Genomic DNA, 22,987 nt, shown 5'->3' with positions numbered 1-22,987 from the left:
CCAGGCCATCCAGGTCTCCCTCATCATCCGTTCCCGTGGGCCGGGATCAGAAGCGGAAGGTGGTCTTCACCAGGCCACCCAGCTGCCGGAAGCTGGTGTCGGGGGTGGTGAACTGCCCCAGGGGCCGGCTCAGGTAGAAGAGCGCCGGGGTGACGCTGATGTTGTCGGTGACCTGCCACTTGTACCACCACTCCCAGGCGAAGTTGCCGTCCTGGGGCGTCTGGCCGTCGGCCAGGGCCGTGGCGAAGACGGGCTGACCCACCGCCATGCCGAGGGCATTGCCCTTGACGAAGGCGTCGTCCCACTGCAGGCCCACCATCCACGACTGGCTGGTGCGCAGGGCCCCGGGAGCCTGGGCGGTGTCGTAGCTGGTGCCGTTGATGCCCCACCCCAGGCTGATGGAGGGAATCCAGCCGGAGTTGGCCGGCTGCCAGTAGCCGCTGACGCCGAAGGCATCGGTGCGGCTGTTGGGGTTGGCCTCATAGGTGAGGCCGGTGAAAGGGGTGGTGCCCGGCACCCCCACGCCCGACTGGATGCGGGAGTAGATCGCCGCCAGCCCCCACTGCTCCCTGGCATAGCCGATCTGGACCGTGCCGGTGCCGGCTGACGCCACGGTGCCGATGCCGCCGATGTTGGGATCCCCCACATCACCATTGGCGGCCACGTAGTTGGCGCTGATGCTGAAGCCGCCCTGCTGCCACCACAGACCGGCGCCGGGTCCGAGGTTCTTGTTGTAGGCCGCCGGGGCGCCGTTGAGGGTGAACAGGTTGAGGATGGTGTCGGAGGGGTAGGCGCTCGGCCAGAGGGCGAGCATGTCCTCCTGGCCGACGCGGCCCCCGAAGGTGGCGGTGAACTGGCTGCCGATCGGGAACTGGTAGAAGATCTTGTCGATCGCCACCACGTCGCCGCAGTCGACGCCGATGCTGCAGTCCTCCTGGAACGCCGCCTCCAGGGTGGAGAGCCCACCGGTGGGGCCGGCGCCGCCGAAGGCGGAATCGGCGAAGTTGCCGGCCCGCAGGATCGTGCGCAGCAGGTCCTTGCCGGTGAAGCTCGTGTCGAAGCTCAGCTGGATGTCGTAGCTGAAGGTGGTGGCCCCCACGGCGGCCCGGGCGGCATCGACGTTGAGGGTGTCACTGCCCGAGAACGCATTGGCACCGATGACGAAGGTGGCCTGGCCGCTCAGCTTGGTGGTGGTGGAGAACTGGGTGGCCTCCAGCTCGCCCACCTTGGCCTCCAGGCCATCCACCCGGCCGCGCAGCACGGCGAGTTCCTTCTCGAACTCCTCCATCAGGCGCTTCAGCTCGTCGGTCACCTCGGTGATCCGGTCGAGGCAGGCGTTCAGCAGGGCCGCCGCTTCATAGCGGGTCATGGCCTGGCCGCCCTTGTAGGTGCCGTTCGGGTAGCCGGCGACGCAGCCGTAGCGCTCGATCAGGTTCGAGAGCGCCTGGTAGGCCCAGTCGGTGGGCTTGACGTCGGAAAACTGGTTGATGCTGGTGACCTGCTCCTGGCTCTGTCCCGTCGCACTCCTGGCGTAGCGGTTGACGGCCTCCAGGTTCAGCTCGCCGGCGCTGGCCGCGAGCGGGGCCAGGGGGGCCAGCAGGCCGGCGGTGGCGGCGGGAATCAGGTGACGCAGGGGAAGGCCCATGGAAGTGGAAGTGTTGACAGAGGAAAGGGAAGGGGCGCCGATCGGGCCGGCGCCGGAACGCGGGCTGGAGAGCGGGAAGGAACCCTCCAGCAGAGGTGCGCCTGAACAGGAAAGACCTGAGAACGATAATAGTTATCAGCAATAGCTCCCTTGCCCTGGACCGGTTCTCCCGCCGGCAGGGGGCGCCGTCGCCCTCCGCCCCATCCTGTTCAGGCGCTGCTGGGGAAGGCCACCACCAAAGGAACAAGGGGCGGTGCCAACGGGCACGCGCCGGGGTCCCCTCGCGTCAGGCTCTGCGGCGCGCCGGGGGGACAGTGACAGCAGCCGCCCCTTCCTGCCCATGGCACCGACCTGCCGCTGGCGCCCAGCCCTGGCCCTGGGCCTGCCGCTCTGCCTGGGTCTGGCCCTCTCCGCCTGTGGCCCCCGTCCCGGTACGGCGGCGCCGACGGAGCGGGCCGTGGCCCAGTCCTTCGTGGAGAGGGTGGTCCTGCCGAACTACACCCAGCTGGTGGCGCAGACGGCGGCCCTGCAGGAGGCGATCCAGCGCCTCAGCGAGAACCCTTCCGATGCGCAGCTCGCGGCCACCCGTCAGGCCTGGCTGGCGGCGCGGCGGACCTGGGAGACCAGTGAAAGCTGGGCCTTCGGCCCTGCCGAGACCAACGGCTTCGACGGGGCCATGGACGACTGGCCCGTCAACGGCAAGGACCTGGCCACCGCGCTGGGCCGCCAACGCTTCGGTCCCGACACCTTCGCCGCCCTCAGCGAGACCGCCAAGGGTTTCCACGGCATCGAGTGGGTGCTCTACGGCGGCCGCACCGGCACACCGCCCACCGCGGCCCAGCTCACCCCGGGTGAACGCGCCTACCTGCGCCTCGCGGCCGATGATCTGCACCGTCAGGCGGCCGGGTTGCTGGCCAGCTGGTCGGGTCCTGAGGGCTTCGGCGCCCGGTTCAGCAGCCCCGGGGAAGCCGGCGCCGCCGTGCAGGAGATGCTGCAGGGGGTCATCGGTCTGCTGCAGGAAGGGGGCGACGAGAAACTCGGCCAACCGTTGAAAACCCGCGATCCCCGCACCCTCGAGAGTGCCGACAGCGGCAACACCCAGGCGGATCTGGTGGCCAATGTGGAAGGGGCCCGCCGGGTGTTGATGGCCACCGGTCTGGTGGACCTGATCGGCAGCCGCGATCCCGACCTGGCCCGCCAGATCGACCGCGAGAGCGCCGCGGCGGTGGCGATGGCCAAGGGGTTGCCCGACCCCCTCAATGGCGCCCTCTCCGATCCCGCCGCCCGCCAGGCGATGGAGGCGCTGATCAGCCAGCTGCACAGCACGGCGAAGCTGGTGGAGCGCTCGGTGCCGCTGCTGTCCTGATGGCCCGTCCCTCCCGCGTTCTGCGGCGCGTCCTGCTGGCCGGGCTGGCCCTGGCTGTGGTGCTCGGGCTCGGCCTGCGGCAGGCCTGGGGGGCCGCCGATCCCCAGCAGGCCGCCGGAGCGATGACGGTGGCCAACCGCACCTCGGCCGCCTTCGAGCAACCGGCCGCCGGCCTCACCCCCGCGGAACGGGAGCGCCACCAGGTGGCCGATGTCCTGTTCGATCGCACCCACGTGCCCCTGGAGGGTGCCCCCGGGGCGGGTCTGGGGCCCCGCTTCAATGCCGCCTCCTGCATCGCCTGCCATGTGCGCAACGGCCGGGGCCGGCCCCTGATGGGGGAATCCCTGGTGCGGGTGGCGCTGCGGAACGGGCAGCCGGTGCCGGGCCTCGGCCACCAGGTGCGGGACCGCGCTGTTTTCGGCGCCCGGCCGGATGCGGCCGTGACGGTGGCCTGGCTGGAGCGGGAGGGCCGGCGCCGGCCGGAGATCCGGCTGGAGCGTGACGGGTCCCTCGACCTGTCTGAGCGGTCGGTGGCCCGCTCCCTGCGGGTGGCGCCGCCCCTGATCGGCATGGGCCTGCTGGAGGCGGTGCCGGAGGAGGCGATCCTGGCGCACGCCGATCCCGACGACCGCGACGGTGACGGCATCTCGGGCCGGCCCCACTGGCTGGAGGAGGGGAAGGGGACGCCGCGGCTGGGGCGTTTCGGCTGGAAAGCGGGCGCCGCCACGGTGCGCGACCAGACCGCTGCCGCCTTCCTCAACGACATGGGCCTGACCAGCCCGGGGGACATCGGCACCCGCGAGCTGGAGCTGGTGACCTACTACAGCCAGACCCTGGGCGCCCCGCGCACCGCCCTGCCGGCCACAAGCCCGGTGGTGCGACGGGGCCGGGAACTGTTCGGGACCCTGCAGTGCGCCCGTTGCCATGTCCCCCGGCTGACCACCGGCCGTTCCCCCGGGGCGGTGGCTGGGGCGATCAACGGCCAGCCGATCTGGCCCTATACCGATCTGCTGCTGCACGACATGGGCCCCGGCCTCGACGACGGGGTGGCCGAAAAGGGGGCACCGGGGCAGGAATGGCGCACGGCGCCGCTGTGGGGCCTGGGTCTGGCCCAGCGGGTGAATGGGTCGGTGGGGTTCCTCCACGACGGCCGGGCCCGCACCATCGAAGAGGCGATCCTCTGGCATGGGGGGGAGGCGGCCGCCGCCCGGGAGCGCTTCACGGCCCTGGCCCCGCTGCAGCGCCGCTCATTGCTGGACTGGCTGCAGCAGCTCTGAATCTCCGCCAGCCTCAGAGGGCGAACAGGGCGTCGTAGCGGCCGTACTCCGGTTTGCGCAGGCCTTCGACCGCCAGCATCCGCCGCAGTTCGATGATCTCGGCGCGCTGGGCCACGATCACCCCACGGGCGAAGCGCCGGATGGTGGGGTTGGTGCTTTTGGCCAGGGCGTCGTGGGCCATGATCAGCGCCCCGCCGTGGTGATGGAGCATCCCCTCCAGGAACCAGACGACACGGTTGTCGGGGGTGGGCGCCTCACCCATCATCCGCATGCCGTCGATCTGGGCCTGGCCCATGCGGGTGAGGCCGACCAGGCTGTTGGGATCGCCGCCGCTGGCCAGGGCCACCGGATACACGGGAGCCTGGGGGTACCAGGCCTTGCGCCACAGCCCCATGGCCCGGATCTCGCTGGCCTGGTCGCGCCAGATCGCCTTGCCCAGGGCCCCCACCCCGGGCGCCCCGATGCCGAAGACGAACTCGCTCATCCGCAGGGCGCCGGTGTGGTGCTGCACCATCCCGTCGATGAAGCGCAGGTCGTAGGTGGCTCCGGCGGGGCCCACGTCATGGCCATGGCCGGCCGGGGCGGTGTGATGGTGCTGGTGGTGGTCGTGCCCCTGGCCCCCGGTCCCCTGGGCCGCAGCCGGCGACGCCAGGCAGAGGGACGCCAGGAGCCCGATCAGGGCGGTGGGGAGGGAACGCGACACCTTTGGGCCAGCCATCGAAACCGCAAGGTACGGTCTCCCCCGGACAGGAGAGTCAAGGGGAGGCGGCTGCCAGGTGGGATCAAGAGCCAGCTGGCGATAGGGGCCGTGGTGGGCCATGGCTTGATGCTGCCGCCCCATCCATGGCAGCTGAAGATCGCCCTCCTGCTGTTCCGTTGGTGTTCTGACTAAGTGGAGGGAAACACCAGCATGGAGTGATTGAAGTCGTCTGAACAGTCCAGGTAGGCCAGAGGCCCGCAGTCGGTGAATCGCTTCACTCGGGCGTTGACAAGGCCGATTCTGGCGATCTCCATCGTCAAGGGTGTGGCTGGAGGCTGGGCCATCGCGTGGATCATCCGGTACCAACCATCAAGGGCACCGCTGGGCGTGCATCAACAGCACCGGGAACCCTGCTCGACCCGTGGCCAGTAGGGGATGCGAAGCCCATCAACGTTGATGAACTGATCTTCTGGGAACGTGATGTGCCTGACGCTTCCAGCCTCTGACCGGGCGTCAGTGTCCTGCGATGTCAGTGACAGAAAAGCAGAAATTTGGCCCCTGGCCGCGCAGGTAACACATGTGAATCCAGAGCATCCCCAGGGGCTCGAGCAGACGAGCCTGGCGGAGGGGTCCGGCATCGAGCACACGGAGCGACAGGTCTGCAGCCAGTTCCGTCGTCAGTCGCTTGGCCTCTTCATCATCGCCGCAGATGAACATGGTGCAGTCGGTTTCCTTCACCGCCGGGTTCGCCATGATGCCGGCGCCAGCTTGGTTGAAAGCCTTCACGACGCGAGCGTTCATGGCGACGTCGGCGATCTGCTCCGCGGCTGATGACTGATGCCCCACCACCAACCCTTCCTGGAGTCCTTCAGGAGTCATGGCGATCGGGTTGGTGGCATCAATCAGCACCTTGTTGCTGAGGTCGCCCATGGCGCCAACGGTCGTCAGTGCGGCCTCCCAGGGCACAGCCAGAACGACGACGTCAGCTTCCGTGGGGGCGTCCTCCAGGGAAGCGCTTGAGGCAGCGGGCCCCAGGGCGGCGAGCAGTGCCGCGATCTTCGGAGCGGCTGGATCACGGCTGCCGAACATCACGTGATGGCCTTTGGCAAGCCAGCGCTCCGCCAGCGCCTTGCCGACGTTGCCGGTTCCGATGATGGCAATGTTCATGGTGCCGGTGGATCGTGGGAGAAGCCGGTGCGCGCCGTGCCGGGATCGCCGCAGGTTGGCGTGCGCCTCCGTTCACCCTTCACAGGGACCGGCCATCAGAGATGGGTAGAAACCTACGGCAGGTCGTTTGTCGCCCTCGGCACATCCATGGCGACCGTTCCCAGGCCCGTCCCCTGTCCGTCCCATTGCACCGAAGGTCGCACGGAATCAGACCGACCGCCCAGCGCCGCCTCCCGGCCAGGAGATAGGCCTGGGCCGGAACAGGGACTGTTTACACCTGCAGATTGGGGCAGATCACGCGGCCGTCCTTCGCCGGATGGCTCTGCCAGCGGGCCAGCAACTCCTGCAGTTCCGACCTGAGCTGCCCCAGTTCCCTGATCCGGGCGTCAACCCGCTCGATCTGCCGTTCCAGCTGCCTGTGAATGTCGGTGCAGGGCAGTTCACCGGCATCGTGAACCGCCAGGCAGCCCTGGATCTCCTCCAGGCTGAGCCCCAGGGTCTTGAGGCGGCGGATGAACTCCAGCCGGCGCAGGCTGTCCTCACCGAACAGGCGATAACCGCCCTCGCTGCGCCCGATGGCCGGCAGCAGGCCCAGATCCTCGTAATAACGAAGGGTCTTGACGGGCAGGCCGCTGCGCCCGGCAAGCACGCCGATCCTCATGCCCCCGTGCTGCATCGGAGCCACTCTCCACCGCTGGGGAGAGTCTAGGCAGGCCGCAGGCGGGTTCCCCAGCGCCGCCCGGGGCCGCTCAGCCCTTGTCGTCGGCCAGGCGGGCGGCGGCCTCACTGACCTGCTTGGCCATGGACCTGGCGCTGTCCTTGAGATCCTCGGCCGCATTCATGACCGAGGCCTGGACCTGCTTGGCCTTGCCCTTGACCTGGTGGCCCGTGTCCCCTGTCAGTTCCCCCAGGGCAGATTCCAGCTTGCCCTCGGCATCCTTGGCGGCAGCATCGGCTTTGTTCGACATGGTTCGCTCAGCGTTGGGATGGCGGCACGATGCAGGTCGTCGGGGCGGTCTCGGTGCCGATGGCCGGAGATGAACGAGCTCAGGGATTCTCAGTGAAGAGGGTCTCCGCGGGTTCAGCCCTGAAGACACAGAGCGGCGATGTTCAGTGAGCTCGACGTCGACGGATCCTGCCCCTTCAACCTACTCATCCTGGCGGGATGTGGGTGTTGATGTTGCAGCGGTGCTCTCTTCCCATCCCCGCAGAAAGGAGTGCCGGCAAGCGAATCCGGCGGATCATCAGGATGGGCGCCAGGGATGCATTCAGCGGCCCTCTGCATCCGCCTGCAGCGGTGTCGCGGCATCAACGCCTCATTCGGTTCGGCTGTCCGAGGTCCCGGAAGACACCCCGGTTCCATCAGGATGGGGACCTGCCGCCTGCGTGGCCTGGTTCGGGGATCGGGCGGGCTTTTGAGCCCAGTCGCCTGTCAGGAAAGGAAACCGATGAGACGCTTCAGGATCCTTCATCTCACCACCTACACCTATACGGGTGCCGTGCAACTCGGTGCCCATATCCTTCGTCTTCGTCCGCGGGAGGGGCATGATGTCCGTATCGAAACGTCCACCCTGACGATCCAACCAGCGGCCACTCTTCGCTGGCACCGTGATGTCGAGGACAACTGTCTGGCCACGGCCTCGTTCCATGGCACCACCGACAGGTTGCGGATCGAAAGCAGTCTCGTCATCCAGCATTACGACCGGGTGCCGCTGGACTTCCTGGTCGAGGTTGACGCGGTGGCGTACCCGTTTCGCTATGCCCCCAACGATCGGCCCCTCCTCGACGCCTATCGCGATGCCGCTCCTGCCCAGGCAGCGGCCCCGTCCGTTTGTTCCCTGGCCCGGTGGGTCGCCACGGTCTGGCAGCCGGGGGAGGCGATCGAGAGCTATGCCCTGCTCAAACGTCTCAATCGCTCCGTTCACCAGCTGGTCACCTACCGCCAGCGGGACGAACCCGGTGTGCAAAGTGCCGCCGACACCCTGTCCCTCGGCTGCGGATCGTGTCGTGACATTGCCTTTCTGTTCATGGAGGCGGCCAGGGTCCTCGGCTTTGCCGCCCGTTTCGTCAGTGGCTACAGCTTCACGTCACAGCGACCCGAGGAATCCGGCAGCACCCATGCCTGGGCCGAGGTGTTTCTTCCGGGTGCCGGCTGGAAGGGGTTCGATCCGACCCTGGGCGCCCTGGTCGGGGACACCCACATCCCCGTCGCGGTGGCCCGCCGGCCCGAGGCGATCCCGCCCATCGCCGGCTCCTTCCGAGGCGCCCCGCTCGGGGCCATGGAGGTGGGGGTGTGGGTGACGGAGCTCCAGGTGGGACCGGCCCCGGGCCTCTGAGCCGGTCCGCGTCGCCGTCCGGCCCGCGCCAGGCTGGACGAGACCCGGGCTCGTCGGGAGAGGTCGACAGCGTGCGCCACGAATCCCTTCTGGGGGCCGCCGATCCGGCCGTGTTCCGGATCGCCAATCCCGCCGGGCGTTCGCCGGTGCTGCTCACGGCCGACCATGCCGGCCGCGCCATCCCCGCCAGGCTCGGCACCCTGGGCCTGGACGCCCGCCTGCTCGCCACCCACGGGGCCTGCGATCTGGGGGTGGAGGGCCTGGGCCTGCTGCTGGCGCAGCGGCTCGATGCGTTCCTGATCCTGCACAACTACTCACGGCTGGTGATCGATGCCAACCGGCCTCCGGGGGCGCCGGATTCGATCGTCAGCCACTGCGAGCAGACGGCCATCGAAGCCAACATCCACCTGTCCCCAAACGGCCGGCAGCAACGGCTGGTGGAACTGTTCCACCCTTACCAACACCGGATCGCCGCCGAACTGGACGCCCGCACGGCGCGCTGTCAGCCCAGCGTCCTGGTCACCCTGCACAGCTTCACGCCGGTGCTCGGCGAGGACGTGCGTCCCTGGCACGTGGGGGTGCTCCATGGCCGGGACGGCCGTCTGGCCAGGCGGGTGCGTCAGGGCCTCCAGCGAGAGCCGGGGCTGCGGGTGGGGGACAACCAGCCCTATGCCGTCAGTGACGCCAGCGACCACACCCTCCTGGTGCACGGAGAGGGGCGGCGGATTCCCCATGTGGAGCTGGAGGTGCGCCAGGACCTGCTGGCCAGCGAAAGTGGCCGCCAGGCCTGGGCGCAGCGACTGGCCGGGGTGCTGGAGGACGCCCTGGCGGAGGGGTTCCCGTCGCACCCGGGGGGCCCAGCCTCCATAGGGTGAGCCATGGACACATCACCGAGCCCACCGGCGCCACCGCTTCACCCGATCGAGATCCAGCTGGGATTCGATGTGGTGCTCCGCTTCGGCGCCCCGACACCCCTGATCGTGACCCTCGGGGTGCACGCCAGCCGGGCCGGCGATCTGCTGCAGCCCGACCTGCTCCAGGTGGATCCGCCGGTGCCGCTGCGCCCGTATGTGGACTCCTTCGGCAACCACTGCCAGCGACTGGTGGCGCCGGCCGGCGAGCTGCGGCTGCACGGCCATGGGGTGGTGGCCGATTCCGGTCGGCCCGATCCGGTGCTGCCCTGGCTGACGCAGCAGCCGGTGGAGGAACTGCCGGAGGAGACCCTGCTGTTTCTGCTGGCCAGCCGCTTCTGCGAGTCCGATCTGCTGTCGCCCCTCGCCTGGTCACGGTTCGAGGCGGTCCCGGGCGGCTGGGGGCGGGTGCAGGCGATCTGCGATTTCGTCCATCAGCACGTGCGCTTCGACTACGGCCGCTCCAGCCCGACGAAGTCGGCCCTCCAGACCTTCGAGAGCCAGGAGGGGGTGTGCCGGGACTTCGCCCACCTGGCCATCGCCCTCTGCCGCTGCATGAACATCCCGGCGCGATACTGCACCGGTTATCTGAGTGATATCGAGGTGCCGCCGCCCCACACGGCCATGGACTTCCATGCCTGGTTCGAGGCTTACCTCGGCGACGGCTGGCACGTGTTCGACCCGCGCAACAACACCCCCCGCATCGGCCGGATCCTGATGGCGCGGGGCCGGGATGCCGCCGACGTGGCCCTCACCACCAGCTTCGGCCCGTCGGAGCTGGTGTCGTTCCAGGTGTGGACGGCATGACTTACTGCGTGGCCGTGCTCCTGGAGAGCGGCATGGTGTTCGCCTCCGATTCCCGCACCAATGCGGGGCTCGACGATTTCGCCAGCTTCTGCAAGATGACCGTGTTCGAGCGCCGCGGCGACCGGGTGCTCGTCCTGCTCAGCTCCGGCAGCCTGGCCGGCACCCAGGCGGTGATCGGTCTGCTGCGCCAGCGGGCCGAGGCGGGTGACGGGGAGCCCACGGTGTGGACGGCCCGGACCATGTTCGATGTCATGGTGCTGGTGTCGGATGCGGTGCGGGCGATCGAGCAGCGCGACGGCCCCTACCTGAAGGCCTCCGGCTCCAGCTTCAATGCGTCCTTCCTCGTGGGCGGCCAGATCAGGGGCGAGGCGCCGCGGCTGTTCCGCATGTACGCGGAGGGCAACTTCATCGAAGCCGGCGAGGACACCCCGTTCCTGCAGACGGGGGAGGCGAAGTACGGCAAGCCGATCATCGACCGGGTCATCCATACCGACACGACGCTGGCGGAGGCCTCCAAGTGCGTGCTGGTGTCCTTTGACTCGACCATGCGCAGCAACCTCTCGGTGGGGATGCCGATCGACCTGCTCGTCTACGAGATGGACCGCTTCGAGATCCAGCACCGTCGCCGCTTCAGTGAGGGGGACGCCTACTTCAAGGACCTCAGCGCCGAGTGGAGCGTGGGGGTGCGCAAGGTGTTCCGGGAGCTGCCGGAACTGGTCTGGTAGGCGGGCCCGGCCCCGCGGCCGATTCCCCACCGCTGGTGCTGATCCATGGGATGTGGGACACCCCCCGCCTGTTCGGCCCCCTGCAGCGCCAGCTGGCGGGGCGCCGTGGTCCCCTGCTGATGCCCCATCTGCCCCATCGCTTCGGGCTCACGCCGATCGAGGAACAGGCCGACCTGCTGGGCCTCCACATCGAAGCGGCCTTCGGCACCCGGCAGCCCATCGATCTGCTGGGCTTTTCCATGGGCGGGGTGATCGCCCGCACCTGGATCCAGCTGCGGGGCGGTCACCGGCGCACGCGGCGGCTGATCAGCGTGGGCAGTCCGCAGCAGGGCACCCTCACCGCCGGTCCCTGGCCCAGCTGGCCGCTGGCCGGCATCGCCGACCTGAAGGCGGGCAGTCCCCTGCTGGTGCGGCTCAACAGCCACCTGGACACCCTGGAGCCGGTGGAGTGCTGCAGCTTCTACTGCCATCCGGATCTGATGGTGATGCCGGCCTGGCGTGCCGTGCTGCCGATCGGCCCGGGCCGCTGCCTGCCGGTGCGGTACCACCACCAGCTCATGACCCACCCGGCCGCCCTGCGGGCTTTGGTGGACGAATTGCTGCGATCGGATCCGGGGGGACCGGGTCCGGGTCTTCCAGGCTGATTGCCGTTTATCTTGTCGTGTCTTCTCAATCCGGCGACATCCGATGGACCTTGTCGCCATTTCCCTGGTGGTGCGCTGGCTGCTGGGCTGGGCGCTCTGTCTGAGGCTGTTCCGGCTTCCCGTGGCCGAGCTCCAGGGACGTCCTTCGGTTTCCGTGCTGATTCCTGCGCGCGATGAGGAAGGCACCCTCCCGAATCTTCTGCCGGCTCTCCAGGCGCAGACCTTCACGCCCCTGGAAGTGATCGTGATCGACGATCACTCCAGCGATCGCACCGCGGCGATTGCGGCGGCCTCCGGGGCGAGAGTGATGCAACCGCCTCCTCTGGCGCACGGATGGTGCGGCAAGACCTGGGCACTGCACCATGGCGCCCGGGCCAGCAAGGGTGAGATCCTCGTTTTCCTCGATGCCGACACCGAGCCCCATCCCGCGTTTCTGGCTCGGCTGGTGGCCGCCCAGCAGCAACTGGGCGGTCTTGTGTCAGTGCAGCCGTTCCATCGCACCGAAAAGGCCTATGAGCAGCTCTCGATCCTGTTCAGCCTCGTGGGGCTGATGGCGGTGCCCATGGGGCAGGGCTGCGGCGTGGCCTTCGGACCGGCCATGGCCACCAGCCGTGTCGACTACGAGCGGGTCGGTGGCCATGAGGCCGTCGCCGGCAAGGTGGTGGAGGACTGGTTCATGGGCCATCTGTACGAGAAGGCCGGTCTGCCGGTGAGTGCCTACATCGGCGACGGACTGATCGAATACCGCATGTATCCCGGCGGGTTTCACGACATGGTGACGGGCTTCGCCAAAAATTTCGCTACCGCAGCCGGGGAGGTGCGATGGGCCTGGATGCTGGCGGTGCTGCTCTGGATCTCCGGCCTGTTCTGGGCCGCCTGGTGCCTGCCGGCGTCCCTGCTGGGGTGGCCACTGATGGGTCAGCCTGCCATTCTTCCCAACCTGCTGCTCTACCTCGCCTTTGCCGTGCAGCTGGTGGCTCTCACCAGGCGGGTGGGGAACTTCGCCTGGATCTGCCTGGTGTTTCCGATTCCCGTTCTTTTTTTCCTGGCGGTGTTTGTTCTGGCGATCCTGAATCTCAAGCGGGGCACGATTGAATGGAAGGGCCGGCAGTTTCCAACGCGGTAGCGGCGCTGGCCTGTGCCCTGGGCTGGCTGCTGTGGTCGGTGCTGATCGGTGGGCTGGCCCACGGCCTGCCCAGGGAGGCCCTGTTGGGCGATAGCTGGCTCACCAGGCCGCGCCCCTGGCCGGAGACGAAAGAGGCGTATGAGCGGCATCTGGGGATCCTGCGCTGGAAGTCCCTGCTTCCGGATGCCGGCGCCGCCCTGCCGGGAGGGGTGCGCAAGAACAGCCTGGTCAGCCGGGACCCTGCCACCTTGCAGCGCCTCGTTGAGGAGACCAGGCGAGCCGAACTGGTGCACCTGGCCATCTGGCCTTTCTGGATCGTGACGGCCCTCTGGCTGCCGCCTGCCGGTGTGCTGATCAACCTGGTCTTTGCGACCCTGTTCAACCTTCCCTGCCTCTGGCTTCAGCGTTACAACCGTCTGAGGCTTCAGCCTCTGCTGCTGGCCATGCGGGGTCGGGATTCTTCTGGCCGCTGATGCCCTACCGCCCGACCACCCCACCCACCAGGTCAAGGTCCACGCCGATCCCGCCGTCCTCGGCGTGGCGGGCCACCAAAAGCCGGTGCCGGCCGCTCTCCAGCATGAAGGCGTCACGCCCCTGATCGAACCAGGCGAGACGCCTCAGGGGTATCTCCACCGCCACCCGTCGGCTCGCATCCGCCGCCAGGCACACCCGGGCGAAGCCCACCAGGGTGCGCCGCGGCCGCTCCACGGCCTCCCCGGGCGGCTCGAGATAGACCTGCACCACCTCGGCGGCCTCCACCGTGCCGGTGTTCGTCACCGTGACGGCCAGCTCCACCGCCCCCTCGTCCTCCGCCGGGGTGGGGAGCCACGCCAGTTCTGGGTCGGTGTGGCTGAAGCAGCTGTAGGAGAGCCCGAAGCCGAAGGGGAAGGCCGCCGGCTGCTTGCTGCGGGCCAGCCGCCGGTAGCCGTGCCAGAGGTCGTAGGTGATGTGCCGGGCCCGGGGATCGAACGGCGGCAGGTGGCCGGCCTCGGTGGGCACCGAAAAGGGCATCCGCCCCGACGGGGAGATCCGACCCAGCAGCACGTCGGCGAGGGCCGCGCCGCCCTGCTCACCGGGATACCAGAGCAGCAGCAGGCCCGGCACCCGCTGCCGCCAGGCTTCGCACAGGATCGCCCCACCCCCCATCAGCACCACCACCGTGCGTGGGTTGGCGGCGGCGACCGCCAGGATCAGGGCCTCCTGCGCTGGCGGCAGCACCAGCACCGTGCGATCGCCGGAGGCGAAGGAACCGCCGGCCCGGGCCGTGCCGAAGCGCGTCACCCCGGCGACCATGGCCGCCACCGCCGTCCAGATCGGCAGCAGCCGGCGCCGGCCGCAGAGGCGCAGCAGCCAGGCGGGGGGCGGCGCCTGGCGCAGGATCGGAGCCAGGTCGCCCGGGTGGATGTGCTCCCCCTCGTGGCGCCAGTCCAGGCCCACCACCACCAGGGCCGCCTCACTGCTGGCCGCCAGGGCCGCGGCCCGGGCCGGATCACCGCCGTGGTCGTGGTGCAGGCACAGCTCCGGCGCCGCCGCCCGCAGGCCGGCCAGGGGCGTCAGCACCGACCCCGGCGTCGGCCGGGTGTCGGAGGATCCCCGGTCCCCCAGGTTGACGGTGTCCGCCAGGGGGCCGATCACCGCCAGCGATGCGATGCCCTTCAGGGGCAGCACATCGCCGTCGTTCCGAAGCAGCACGATCGAGCCGGCGGCGGCCGCCCGCGCCAGTTGCCGGTGGGCGCGGCAGCCGCGCAGCGTCACCGGATAGGCGCCGGTGGGAATGGTGGCCTGGGCCAGCAGCATCCGCAGCACCGCCGCATCGATCAGGGTCTCCGGCACCCGCCCTGCCGCCACCGCCTCCGGAAGCGTGGCCGCGAAGATCATCCGGAACGGCATCTCCAGGTCCTGGCCGGCCTGGAGGGCCGCCACGCCGTCGCGCAGGCCGAAGATGAAATCGGTGAGCACGAAGCCGCGGAAGCCCCAGCGGTCCTTGAGGATCTCCCGCAGCAGGTGGGGATGCTGGCCGCACCAGGCCCCGTTGACGCTGTTGTAGGCGCTCATCACCGCCAGGGCGCCGGCCTCCACGCCATCGCGGAACTGGGGCAGGTAGAGCTCCTGCAGCACCCGCTCGCCGGCGCTCACATCGACCCGGAACCGGGCACTGTCGATGGAGTTGAGCGCAAAATGCTTGAGGCAGGCGATGGCATGGCGCCGCACGCCGCGGGTCGCCGCCGCCCCCATGGCGCCCACGTGCACAGGGTCCTCGCCGTAGGTCTCCTGGGCCCGGCCCCAGCCCGGATGCCGCAGCAGATTCACGCAGATGCCACCGAACAGGTTGGCCCCGAAGCTGCGGGTCTCGGCCCCCATGGCCTCGCCGATGCGCTCCTCCAAATCGACGTCCCAGCTGGCCCCGCGGCCGATGGGGGCCGGGAAGGTGGTGGCGCCGCCCTCCAGCACCACCCCGCGGGGGCCGTCGACGAAGTGCAGCCCGTCGATGCCCAGGCGCTCCACCACCCCGGCCGGCCAGGGGCGGCGGTGGGCGGCGTCGTGGAAGGCGATGGCCGCCAGCCCCCCCCAGAACGGCGTGTCGCCGTCGAGCATGGCGAGCTTCTCACCCAGGCTGAGCCGCTGCAGCTGGGTCCGGGCCTGCGTCTCCAGGCGACTCCAGTCGGGGCAGGTGGGCACGGATCCAGCCTAGGGGCGGGGCTGGCTGACGAGATTTCCGCCGCGATGTGTGGATCGCGGGACAGCTTGGGTGGCGTACGGGTTTCACCCTGATTGGCCCGCATCTGCTGCGTCTGATTGATCGGAAGGGTGGGTCATTCGCCCCAGGGCAGAATCAACCGGCTGCAGCTGATTGATGCCATGACGTTCTCCCTAGGTTGTGGAAAGGAAGGAGGTCTCTGGTCATTCCGGATCAGGCCAGAGTCGACAGCGCTGACAACCTGCCTCAGCCTCCAACCCACACCAAAACCATTCCAATACGAGACATCACCATGCCCATTCCTGTAAGGATTCCGAAAAAGCTCCATGTCAACAACTTCGCGGAATCTGAAGGCGCACGTTGGGATTCCGAAGCGTCCCCGCTCCTCGATCCTCGGGTGATCGAGCCACGCATGTACCTGGCCAGCCCTGGCAGCGAGAGCGGCTGGGGTTTCCACGGCCGCGCCGAGCGGCTGAACGGCCGGCTGGCCATGCTCGGTTTCGGCATCGGTCTGACCATCGAGGCCCTCACCGGCTCGGGGATCCTGGGGCAGATGGGGCTCGGGGCTCTGCTGCCCCAGGGTTGAACCCGCCGGCGAGGCTGGATGGCCCCAAGGCTTGACTCTCCAGCCCAGGGGAGCCCATACGGTGAAGGCCAAGGTCCCGGCCCGGTCCGTCCCGATGAGCATCTCCACCCTGGGCTCCCCCTGCTGCGCCGCCGAACCGGCGGCCGCTGCCACGACGGGGATGGAAAGGGAGCTGGCCCATGAGCTCACCGTGCTGCGCCGCCGCCTGTCGGTGGCGGCCGTGCTCACGGGGCTTGTGGTGGTGGCCACCCTGCCCCACATGCTCGGGGTCCACCTCAAGTGGCTGCCGGACTGGTTCACCAGCCCCTGGACCCAGCTCGCGCTGAGCACGCCGGTGCTGTTCTGGTGCGGGCTGGAGTTCTTCAGCGGCGCCTGGTCGTCCCTGCGCCGCCACAGCGCCGACATGAACACCCTGGTGGCCGCCGGCACCGGCATCGCCTGGCTGGCCTCGCTGGTGGCCACCGCCTTTCCCGGGGTGCTCACCGCCGAGGGTCTCCCGGCCGACGTCTACTACGAAACCGCCGCGGTGATCCTCACCCTGGTGCTGCTGGGCCGGCTGCTGGAAGCCCGGGCCCGCGGCCAGACCTCCGAGGCGATCCGACGGCTGCTCCAGCTCCAGCCCCCCACGGCCCGGGTGCTGCGGGAGGGGATCGCCACCGAGGTCCCCGTCTCCGCGGTGGCGGTGGGTGAGCTGGTGCAGGTGCGGCCCGGGGAGACGCTGCCCCTTGACGGGGTGGTGGTGGAGGGCAGCTCCTGGGTGGAGGAGTCGATGCTCACCGGCGAGCCCACCCCGGTGGCCAAGGGCCCTGGCGACGGGGTGATCGGCGCCGCCATGAACCGCAGCGGCAGCTTCACCTTCCGCGTCACCCGGGTGGGTGAGGACACGATGCTGGCCCGCATTGTGGAGCTGGTGCGCCAGGCCCAGAGCTCCCGCACCCGGGTGCAGCGCCTGGCGGATCAGGTGGTGGGCTGGTTCGTGCCGGTGGTCATCGCCATCGCCATCGCCACCTTCGTGGTCTGGTTCCTCGTCAGCGGCAATGTGGTGCTCTCGACGCTGTTTCTGGTCAGCGTGCTGGTGATTGCCTGCCCCTGCGCCCTGGGCCTGGCCACGCCCACGGCGATCATGGTGGCCTCCGGCAAGGGGGCCGAGAACGGCCTGATCTTCCGCAGCGCCGAGGCACTGGAAACCGCCGGAGGGCTGCGCACCATCGTGCTCGACAAGACCGGCACCCTGACCATGGGCCAGCCGGAGGTGACCGATTTCGAGCGGCTCCACGGCGGCCGACATCCCGCCCAAAGCCTCCTGGCCCTGGTGGCGGCCGTCGAGTCACGCTCGGAGCATCCCCTGGCCGAGGCGATCGTCGCCTACGCCTCCCGCCGCTGCGGCGACGGCGAGCTCCCCGCGGTGCAGTTCTTCGAGGCCAGGACGGGGTCCGGCGTGCTGGCCAGCGTGGCCGGCCAGGAGGTGCGGGTGGGCAGCCCCCGCTGGCTGCAGCGTTCGGGCCTGGACACCACCACCCTGGATCCGGTGGTGGCGCGGCTGGAGCGGGCCGCCCGCAGCGTGGCGGCTGTGGCGGTGGACGGCCGGATCGAGGCCTGCTTCGGCATCGCCGATCCGATCAAGCCCGAGGCCCATGCCGCCGTCGCCGCCCTGCGGCGCCTGGGGCTGGAGGTGGTGCTGCTCAGTGGCGACGCCCGCCGCACCAGCGAGGTGGTGGCGGCCGATGTGGGCATCGTGCGGGTGATCGCCGAAGTGCGCCCCGGCGACAAGGCGGCGGTGGTGCAGCAGCTGCAGGAGCAGGGGCAGGGCCCGGTGGCGATGGTGGGGGACGGCCTCAATGACGCCCCGGCCCTGGCCCGGGCGGATGTGGGCATCGCCATGGGCACGGGCACCGATGTGGCCATTGCCGCCAGCGACATCACCGTGCTCTCGGGTCACCTCGGTGGCGTGCCGGCCGCGATCGAGCTCAGCCGTCGCACCATGGCCACCATCCGCCAGAACCTCTTCTTCGCCTTCGCCTACAACGTGGCGGGGATCCCGATCGCCGCCGGTCTGCTGTTCCCGCTCACCGGCTGGCTGCTGAACCCGATGCTGGCGGGGGCAGCCATGGCCTTCAGTTCGGTGTCGGTGGTGAGCAACGCCCTGCGGCTGCGTCGCTTCCGGCCCCGCCTGCGCCCCTCGGGGGCCGGAGCATGACACCCCACGAGGCGGCCGCCCCGCTGTGGCGATCGATCCCCCAGCCACTGGCCCTGCAGGTGCTGGTGGCGGCGGCCGGGCTGGCCCTGATCGCGGCGGAGCTGTGGTGGTTCCTTGGCCCCCATGGCGCCGGGGTGGCGGCCGACGAAGGGGAGCAGGGAATGCAGGAGATCACGATCACGGTTCAGGGCGGCTATCTGCCCTCCCGCATCCGGGTGAAGGCGGGCCGGCCGGTGCGCCTGCTGTTTCACCGCACCGATCCCAGCGGCTGCGTGGCCCGGGTGATCTTCCCGGATTTCCAGCGCAGCCTCGACCTGCCCCTGGGGGCCACCACCAGCATCGAACTGCGGCCCGAGCGGCCGGGCTCCTACCCGTTCCACTGCGGCATGGCCATGGTGCGCGGCAGCCTGGAGGCGGAGTGATGGGGAAAGGCTGGAGAGAGGCTTTCGAGCTGGCTTGTGATCACCAACCTTGACAATTCCTCTGCTTGGATGCTGCAGATGGCCAGAGAAAAAGGGTTCGAAAGACCAATCCTGGTATCGTTGATTCCAGTGCCTACGAGCGAGTTACAGGTTTGATGAACAGACGTTTCAGCGGACATCTCAGCCAGGCCTCCCTGCTGTTCGTCGCCCTGGCCGTGGTGGCGCCGCAGGCCCGGGCCCAGGGCAACCCCTGGGGGGCGCCGAACCAGCAGACCCCGGTGCAGACCACGCCCTGGGGGGGCGGGGGCGGCTCCGGGGGGCCCGGTTACGGCCAGCCCGGCAACAGGGCCCTGTCCTTTCCGGTGCAGGGGGTGATCTGCGACAGTTCCGTGAGCGTCTGCTTCAACGCCAGCGGCGCGGCCCTGGCCGAAACGGAACGGGAATTCGGACGCCGGGCGCGCCGCACCCTGGAGAACAATCTGGTCAGCAATCCCATCGTCGACGTCACCTTCGCCGACGGCCGCTACTGCAATTTCAACCTGCGCGGCTGCTGGACCAACCGTCAGCGCACCCGCTTCGACCCCCGGCTGAACCCCTGGGTGTTCGGCGCAGCCGCCGGCACCCCGGGCGGCCAGGGCACGGTGATCGGCGGGGCCGGCTCCACCTGGGGGCCGGGCGGCGCCACGACCAATGGTCAGCTCCCCACCACCGGCTTCCAGCCGCCGTTCACCCGCACCCGCCAGAGCGGCACCTGCGCCTGGACCAACGCCGGCATCTCCATCTACAACGGCACCTGCCGCTACGAGATCGTCCAGAACAACAGCAACGGCTCCAAGACCCTGGCCTTCACCTTTGACAGGCTGCCGGCCTCCAACCCGCTGCGCACGCTCCGATTCACCGCCCAGGGCAACGGTCCGTGGAGCATCCAGATGCCCAACGGCTCAGCGGCCGCCGTGCAGTCCAGGGTCAACGCCGACCAGTACCGCTCCGACATCCAGCTGGGTTGGGCCAGCGTTTTCAACCTGGGCTTCCGCAGCACGACGACGGCCACCACGGCCCAGCTCAACCAGGCCCTCCAGCCCGTGGATGCCAATGGGCAGGTGGTCCAGGGCGGCGACAGCGAAGCCCTGGGGCAGGCCCTTGGCGGGCTGCTGCAGCAGCTGTTCGGCGGCGGCCGCTGAGTCAGGGGTCACGGAGGGAGGGGCCGATCAGCCCGCGACCGGTCCCAGACCCTCGCCGCCGTTGCTGAAGAACCGGCGCAGGTTCACACCCGCCTCGTGGGCGGCGATCGTCACCTGCAGCTTCTGCTCGGCGTCGAGGCCATCCCAGAAGGCATGGAACAGGTCCAGGGAGGCCTTGGCCGTGCCCACTGCCCCCAGCACGGCCATCGGTGCCGCCAGCCAGGGGAAGACCAGCAGCACCACCGAGAGCACGGCCCCCACGGCCACTCCGGTGCGGGCGGATTCCAGGCTCGTCGCCAGCACCAGCCTGACCTGGGTGAGCCGGTCGATCTCGCCCCGCCGGCGCAGCGCTTCGGTGCGCAGGGCGCTCAGCAGGGCCTGGTAGGTGGCGAAGAGCAGGACCCCACCGACGGTGGATTCCGAGACGAATTCACCGCCGCTGACGGCACCGCCGTTGCGATTCAGATCCACCGAGGCCAGCCCCGCCAGGGGGGCCGCTTCCCAGCCGGCACGGGGAATGCGAAAGGGATCGTGCTCGCGGGTCATGGCCATCGGGACGAATGGCTTCCAGCCTGCCGTGAACGCCGGCAGCGGCGCAATGGCGCCTCACCCCGAGAGCTGCGGCAGCTGGCCGGAGGTGGAGAACTGGTAGTTCCAGCTGCGGCTGGCATCAAAGGTCTGGTTGGTGAACAGGTCGGTGTAGATGGCGTTCCAGTTGGAGATCCCCCCGTCGCCCATGCCGATCGCCAACACGTTCACGTTGCTGGCACCCGCCCTGGCGGCCACGGTGTCCAGGGTGTTGTTGAGGGAGGCCTGGGCCTGGGCCCAGATGTCGACCCCCGCGGCCGTCGGCACACGGATCGGGGTGCCGCTGCTGGTGTAGCGCAGCCCCGAACTGAGGATCGGATCCCCATCCAGCCAGGAACTGGTGGGCAGGGCGACGTTGGTGCCAGTCCAGCCCTGGCCGAGGTCGGGGCGGTTGTCCCACCAGGGGCGCCGTTCGGGCCGGCCATCGGTGATCATCGCCACCGAGACGAGCGTGTCGAGGGCGACGTTGGGCAGCTCCTTCACGAGCAGCCGGTCGAGGGCCACCAGGGCCCCGAGCATCTCGGTGCCGCTGTAGCGGTTGCCGCTGGTGCCGGGGGCGGTGTAGGCATCAAGGCTGTTCGGGGCCGGTAAGCCGCGGGCGATCCAGTCGGGGCTGGTGGTGGCCCCGTAGGTGATGTCGGGGGTCTGGGTGAGCAGCACATCCCGGGCCAGCAGCTCGCCGAAGTTGGGATTGCTGCCGCTGAAGGTGATCTCGCTGTGGGTGACGAGATAGCCGAAATCGACGGTATGGATCGTGATCGACCTGGCATTGGTGCTGCTGCCATCGGTGGGGTCATCCACCAGTTCGTAATTGAGGATGTCGGTGGCCAGGGTCTGGCTGCTGGTCAGATTCGTGTCATCGAGGAAGGGCTGGAAGGTGCTGCTGCCCTTGAGGGTGTAGCCGTAGCCGGCGGCGGCGAAGGCCGATTTGAGGGTTTCGAAGGCCAGCCGGTTCTGGGCCTCGATCCTGGAGACACCGCTGGGGTCGCCGCCCTTCATCGAGGTGGAACTGTCGAGCAGCAGGTAGAGGTCGACGTGCCGTGGTGCCGGCACTGGAGGGGCGGGCGGGATGGCCAGGTTGTCGTAATCGATGGTCACCGTGGCCGGGTTGCTGAGGGCTCCCTGCAGGTCTCGGATCGTGTACTGGATCGGAGTGGGATCGCCGATGAAGCCGCCCTGGGGGGTGAAGCTGATCTCCTGGGTGGCGCTGTTGACGCTCCAGGTGCCTTCCCCGGCCACCAGCAGCGGCTGGCCGGGACCGGCGCTGCCCGCGATCGTGATCGAAGCGGGATCCAGGGGGGAATCGGGGTCGCTGTCGTTGTCGGTGACCTTGAGCGACGCGGTGGTTCCGGCGGCTGGTCGGATGGGCCCGCCGAAGACGTCGTCGGTGGCCACCGGCGGATCGTTGACCGGCGTGACGGTGATCGAAAGGGTGGAGGTGTCGTTGACACCGGAGCCGTCGGTGACGACGTAGGATATCGGCGGCACTGGGCCGTTGTAGTCGGCGGCTGGGGAGAAGCTGTAGGAGCCGTTGGCGGCGATGGTGAGGCTGCCGACGCCGGCGATCGAGACCGGAGAGCCGAGGGGGAAGGGGCCGCTCTGGCCGGCGATGGAGAACGAAGCGATCGAGACCGGGCCATCGGGGCTGGTGGTGCCGGCCAGGAGATTGCCGGTGGTGGTGCCGCTGTCCTCGGCGATGGAGAGAGTCTCGCTGGCGTCGCTGAAATCGTCGTTGACCGGTGTGACGGTGATCGCAAGGGTGGAGGTGTCGTTGGCCCCGGATCCGTCGGTGACGACGTAGGAGATCAGGGGAACCGGGCCGTTGTAGTCGGCGGCTGGGGAGAAGCTGTAGGAGCCGTTGGCGGCGATGGTGAGGCTGCCGACGCCGGCGATCGAGACCGGAGAGCCGAGGGGGAAGGGGCCGCTCTGGCCGGCGATCGAGAAGGAGACGATGGAAACGGGCCCATCGGGGCTGGAGGTGCCGACAAGGAGATTCCCAGTGGTGGTGCCGCTGTCCTCGGCGATGGAGACGGTCTCGCTGGCGTCGCTGAAATCGTCGTTGACGGGGGTGACGGTGATCGAAAGGGTGGAGCTGTCGTTGGCCCCGGAGCCGTCAGTGACGACGTAGGAGATCAGGGGAACCGGGCCGTTGTAGTTGGCGGCTGGAGTGAAGGAATAGGAGCCGTTGGCGGCGATGGTGAGGCTGCCGACGCCGGCGATCGAGACCGGAGAGCCGAGGGGGAAGGGACCGCTCAGGCCGGCGATGGAGAAAGAAGCGATCGAGACCGGGCCATCGGGGCTGGTGGTGCCGGCCAGGAGATTCCCAGTGGCGGTGCCGCTGTCCTCGGCGATGGAGACGGTCTCGCTGGCGTCGCTGAAATCGTCGTTGACCGGTGTGACGGTGATCGCAAGGGTGGAGGTGTCGTTGGCCCCGGAGCCGTCGGTGACGATGTAGGAGATCAGCGGCACCGGGCCGTTGTAGTCGGCGGCTGGAGTGAAGGAATAGGAGCCGTTGGCGGCGATGGTGAGGCTGCCGACGCCGGCGATGGTGGTCGGGCTGCCGAGGGGGAAGGGACCGCTCAGGCCGGCGATGGAGAACGAAGCGATCGAG

Annotated in this window: 21 protein-coding genes; 13 read left to right on the top strand and 8 right to left on the bottom strand. The window is 69.3% G+C overall.

Features of this window, described 5'->3' with window-relative positions; translation table 11 throughout:
- Positions 1-46: 46 nt before the first annotated feature.
- The gene (locus KBY81_RS07850) at positions 47-1,645 is read right to left on the bottom strand and encodes an iron uptake porin (protein WP_254976167.1); all 1,599 of its coding nucleotides are present in this window, start codon (positions 1,643-1,645) and stop codon (positions 47-49) included.
- Positions 1,646-1,985: 340 nt separating this feature from the next.
- On the opposite strand from KBY81_RS07850, the gene KBY81_RS07845 reads away from it, so the two are divergent.
- Both KBY81_RS07845 and KBY81_RS07840 read left to right on the top strand, forming a co-directional pair.
- Positions 1,986-3,011 (top strand): imelysin family protein, encoded by a 1,026-nt coding sequence (locus KBY81_RS07845; protein WP_254976166.1) that lies wholly within the window; start codon positions 1,986-1,988, stop codon positions 3,009-3,011.
- The gene (locus tag KBY81_RS07840; protein ID WP_106222651.1) at positions 3,011-4,288 is read left to right on the top strand and encodes a di-heme oxidoredictase family protein; all 1,278 of its coding nucleotides are present in this window, start codon (positions 3,011-3,013) and stop codon (positions 4,286-4,288) included. Before KBY81_RS07845 ends, KBY81_RS07840 begins: the two co-directional genes overlap by 1 nt.
- Positions 4,289-4,301: 13 nt before the next feature.
- On the opposite strand, the gene KBY81_RS07835 is transcribed toward KBY81_RS07840, so the two are convergent.
- From KBY81_RS07835 to KBY81_RS07820, 4 genes are all read right to left on the bottom strand, one after another.
- Entirely contained in the window at positions 4,302-4,991 is a 690-nt protein-coding gene (locus tag KBY81_RS07835; protein WP_254976165.1) for a DUF305 domain-containing protein, read from the bottom strand.
- Between the two features lie 510 nt (positions 4,992-5,501).
- Positions 5,502-6,209: an NADPH-dependent F420 reductase gene (locus KBY81_RS07830; protein WP_254976179.1), complete on the bottom strand. Its 708-nt coding sequence runs from the start codon at positions 6,207-6,209 to the stop codon at positions 5,502-5,504.
- Between the two features lie 217 nt (positions 6,210-6,426).
- The gene (locus KBY81_RS07825) at positions 6,427-6,816 is read right to left on the bottom strand and encodes a heavy metal-responsive transcriptional regulator (protein WP_254976164.1); all 390 of its coding nucleotides are present in this window, start codon (positions 6,814-6,816) and stop codon (positions 6,427-6,429) included.
- 88 nt (positions 6,817-6,904) lie between these two features.
- On the bottom strand, positions 6,905-7,123 hold the full coding sequence (locus tag KBY81_RS07820) for a CsbD family protein (RefSeq protein ID WP_106222659.1): 219 nt from the start codon (positions 7,121-7,123) through the stop codon (positions 6,905-6,907).
- A 480-nt stretch (positions 7,124-7,603) separates the two neighbouring features.
- Between KBY81_RS07820 and KBY81_RS07815 the strand changes: the two genes are divergently transcribed.
- From KBY81_RS07815 to KBY81_RS07785, 7 genes are all read left to right on the top strand, one after another.
- Positions 7,604-8,491 (top strand): transglutaminase family protein, encoded by an 888-nt coding sequence (locus KBY81_RS07815; RefSeq protein WP_254976163.1) that lies wholly within the window; start codon positions 7,604-7,606, stop codon positions 8,489-8,491.
- A gap of 71 nt (positions 8,492-8,562) precedes the next feature.
- A complete protein-coding gene (locus KBY81_RS07810; protein ID WP_254976161.1) occupies positions 8,563-9,366 on the top strand; it encodes an N-formylglutamate amidohydrolase in 804 nt (267 codons plus the stop codon).
- 3 nt (positions 9,367-9,369) lie between these two features.
- Positions 9,370-10,209 carry a transglutaminase family protein gene (locus tag KBY81_RS07805; RefSeq protein ID WP_254973020.1) on the top strand — a complete coding sequence of 280 codons (840 nt, stop codon included), beginning with the start codon at positions 9,370-9,372 and terminating at the stop codon, positions 10,207-10,209.
- Positions 10,206-10,934 (top strand): peptidase, encoded by a 729-nt coding sequence (locus KBY81_RS07800; protein ID WP_254976160.1) that lies wholly within the window; start codon positions 10,206-10,208, stop codon positions 10,932-10,934. Before KBY81_RS07805 ends, KBY81_RS07800 begins: the two co-directional genes overlap by 4 nt.
- Positions 10,935-10,984: 50 nt before the next feature.
- A complete protein-coding gene (locus KBY81_RS07795) occupies positions 10,985-11,578 on the top strand; it encodes a triacylglycerol lipase (protein ID WP_254976159.1) in 594 nt (197 codons plus the stop codon).
- 43 nt (positions 11,579-11,621) lie between these two features.
- Complete coding sequence (locus KBY81_RS07790; protein ID WP_106222663.1) at positions 11,622-12,704, top strand: glycosyltransferase family 2 protein; 1,083 nt, start codon at positions 11,622-11,624, stop codon at positions 12,702-12,704.
- Positions 12,674-13,177: a hypothetical protein gene (locus tag KBY81_RS07785; RefSeq protein WP_254976158.1), complete on the top strand. Its 504-nt coding sequence runs from the start codon at positions 12,674-12,676 to the stop codon at positions 13,175-13,177. The genes KBY81_RS07790 and KBY81_RS07785 overlap by 31 nt, the downstream gene beginning before the upstream one ends.
- 4 nt (positions 13,178-13,181) lie before the next feature.
- Here KBY81_RS07785 and KBY81_RS07780 read toward each other — a convergent pair whose 3' ends face one another.
- A complete protein-coding gene (locus KBY81_RS07780) occupies positions 13,182-15,383 on the bottom strand; it encodes a glycoside hydrolase family 3 C-terminal domain-containing protein (RefSeq protein ID WP_254976156.1) in 2,202 nt (733 codons plus the stop codon).
- 416 nt (positions 15,384-15,799) lie between these two features.
- Here KBY81_RS07780 and KBY81_RS07775 point away from each other — a divergent pair, with 416 nt between their 5' ends.
- The 4 genes from KBY81_RS07775 to KBY81_RS07760 all read left to right on the top strand — a co-directional run bounded on the left by KBY81_RS07775 (position 15,800) and on the right by KBY81_RS07760 (position 19,788).
- Positions 15,800-15,988 carry a high light inducible protein gene (locus KBY81_RS07775; protein WP_245552597.1) on the top strand — a complete coding sequence of 63 codons (189 nt, stop codon included), beginning with the start codon at positions 15,800-15,802 and terminating at the stop codon, positions 15,986-15,988.
- A gap of 94 nt (positions 15,989-16,082) precedes the next feature.
- The gene (locus KBY81_RS07770) at positions 16,083-18,185 is read left to right on the top strand and encodes a copper-translocating P-type ATPase (RefSeq protein WP_254976154.1); all 2,103 of its coding nucleotides are present in this window, start codon (positions 16,083-16,085) and stop codon (positions 18,183-18,185) included.
- Positions 18,182-18,607 (top strand): cupredoxin domain-containing protein, encoded by a 426-nt coding sequence (locus KBY81_RS07765; RefSeq protein ID WP_106222666.1) that lies wholly within the window; start codon positions 18,182-18,184, stop codon positions 18,605-18,607. Before KBY81_RS07770 ends, KBY81_RS07765 begins: the two co-directional genes overlap by 4 nt.
- Before the next feature lie 155 nt (positions 18,608-18,762).
- Positions 18,763-19,788 (top strand): hypothetical protein, encoded by a 1,026-nt coding sequence (locus KBY81_RS07760; RefSeq protein ID WP_254976153.1) that lies wholly within the window; start codon positions 18,763-18,765, stop codon positions 19,786-19,788.
- Positions 19,789-19,815: 27 nt separating this feature from the next.
- On the opposite strand, the gene KBY81_RS07755 is transcribed toward KBY81_RS07760, so the two are convergent.
- Both KBY81_RS07755 and KBY81_RS07750 read right to left on the bottom strand, forming a co-directional pair.
- On the bottom strand, positions 19,816-20,334 hold the full coding sequence (locus KBY81_RS07755) for a hypothetical protein (protein ID WP_254976152.1): 519 nt from the start codon (positions 20,332-20,334) through the stop codon (positions 19,816-19,818).
- A gap of 60 nt (positions 20,335-20,394) precedes the next feature.
- A partial coding sequence (locus tag KBY81_RS07750; protein ID WP_254976151.1) for a tandem-95 repeat protein occupies positions 20,395-22,987 on the bottom strand: 2,593 nt, incomplete at its 5' end.

This window comes from Cyanobium sp. Lug-B (assembly GCF_024345635.1).
Classification (GTDB): domain Bacteria; phylum Cyanobacteriota; class Cyanobacteriia; order PCC-6307; family Cyanobiaceae; genus Cyanobium; species Cyanobium minutissimum.
The sequence above is the reverse complement of the archived record's forward strand: the minus strand, read 5'-3'. Positions and strand labels throughout refer to the sequence as shown.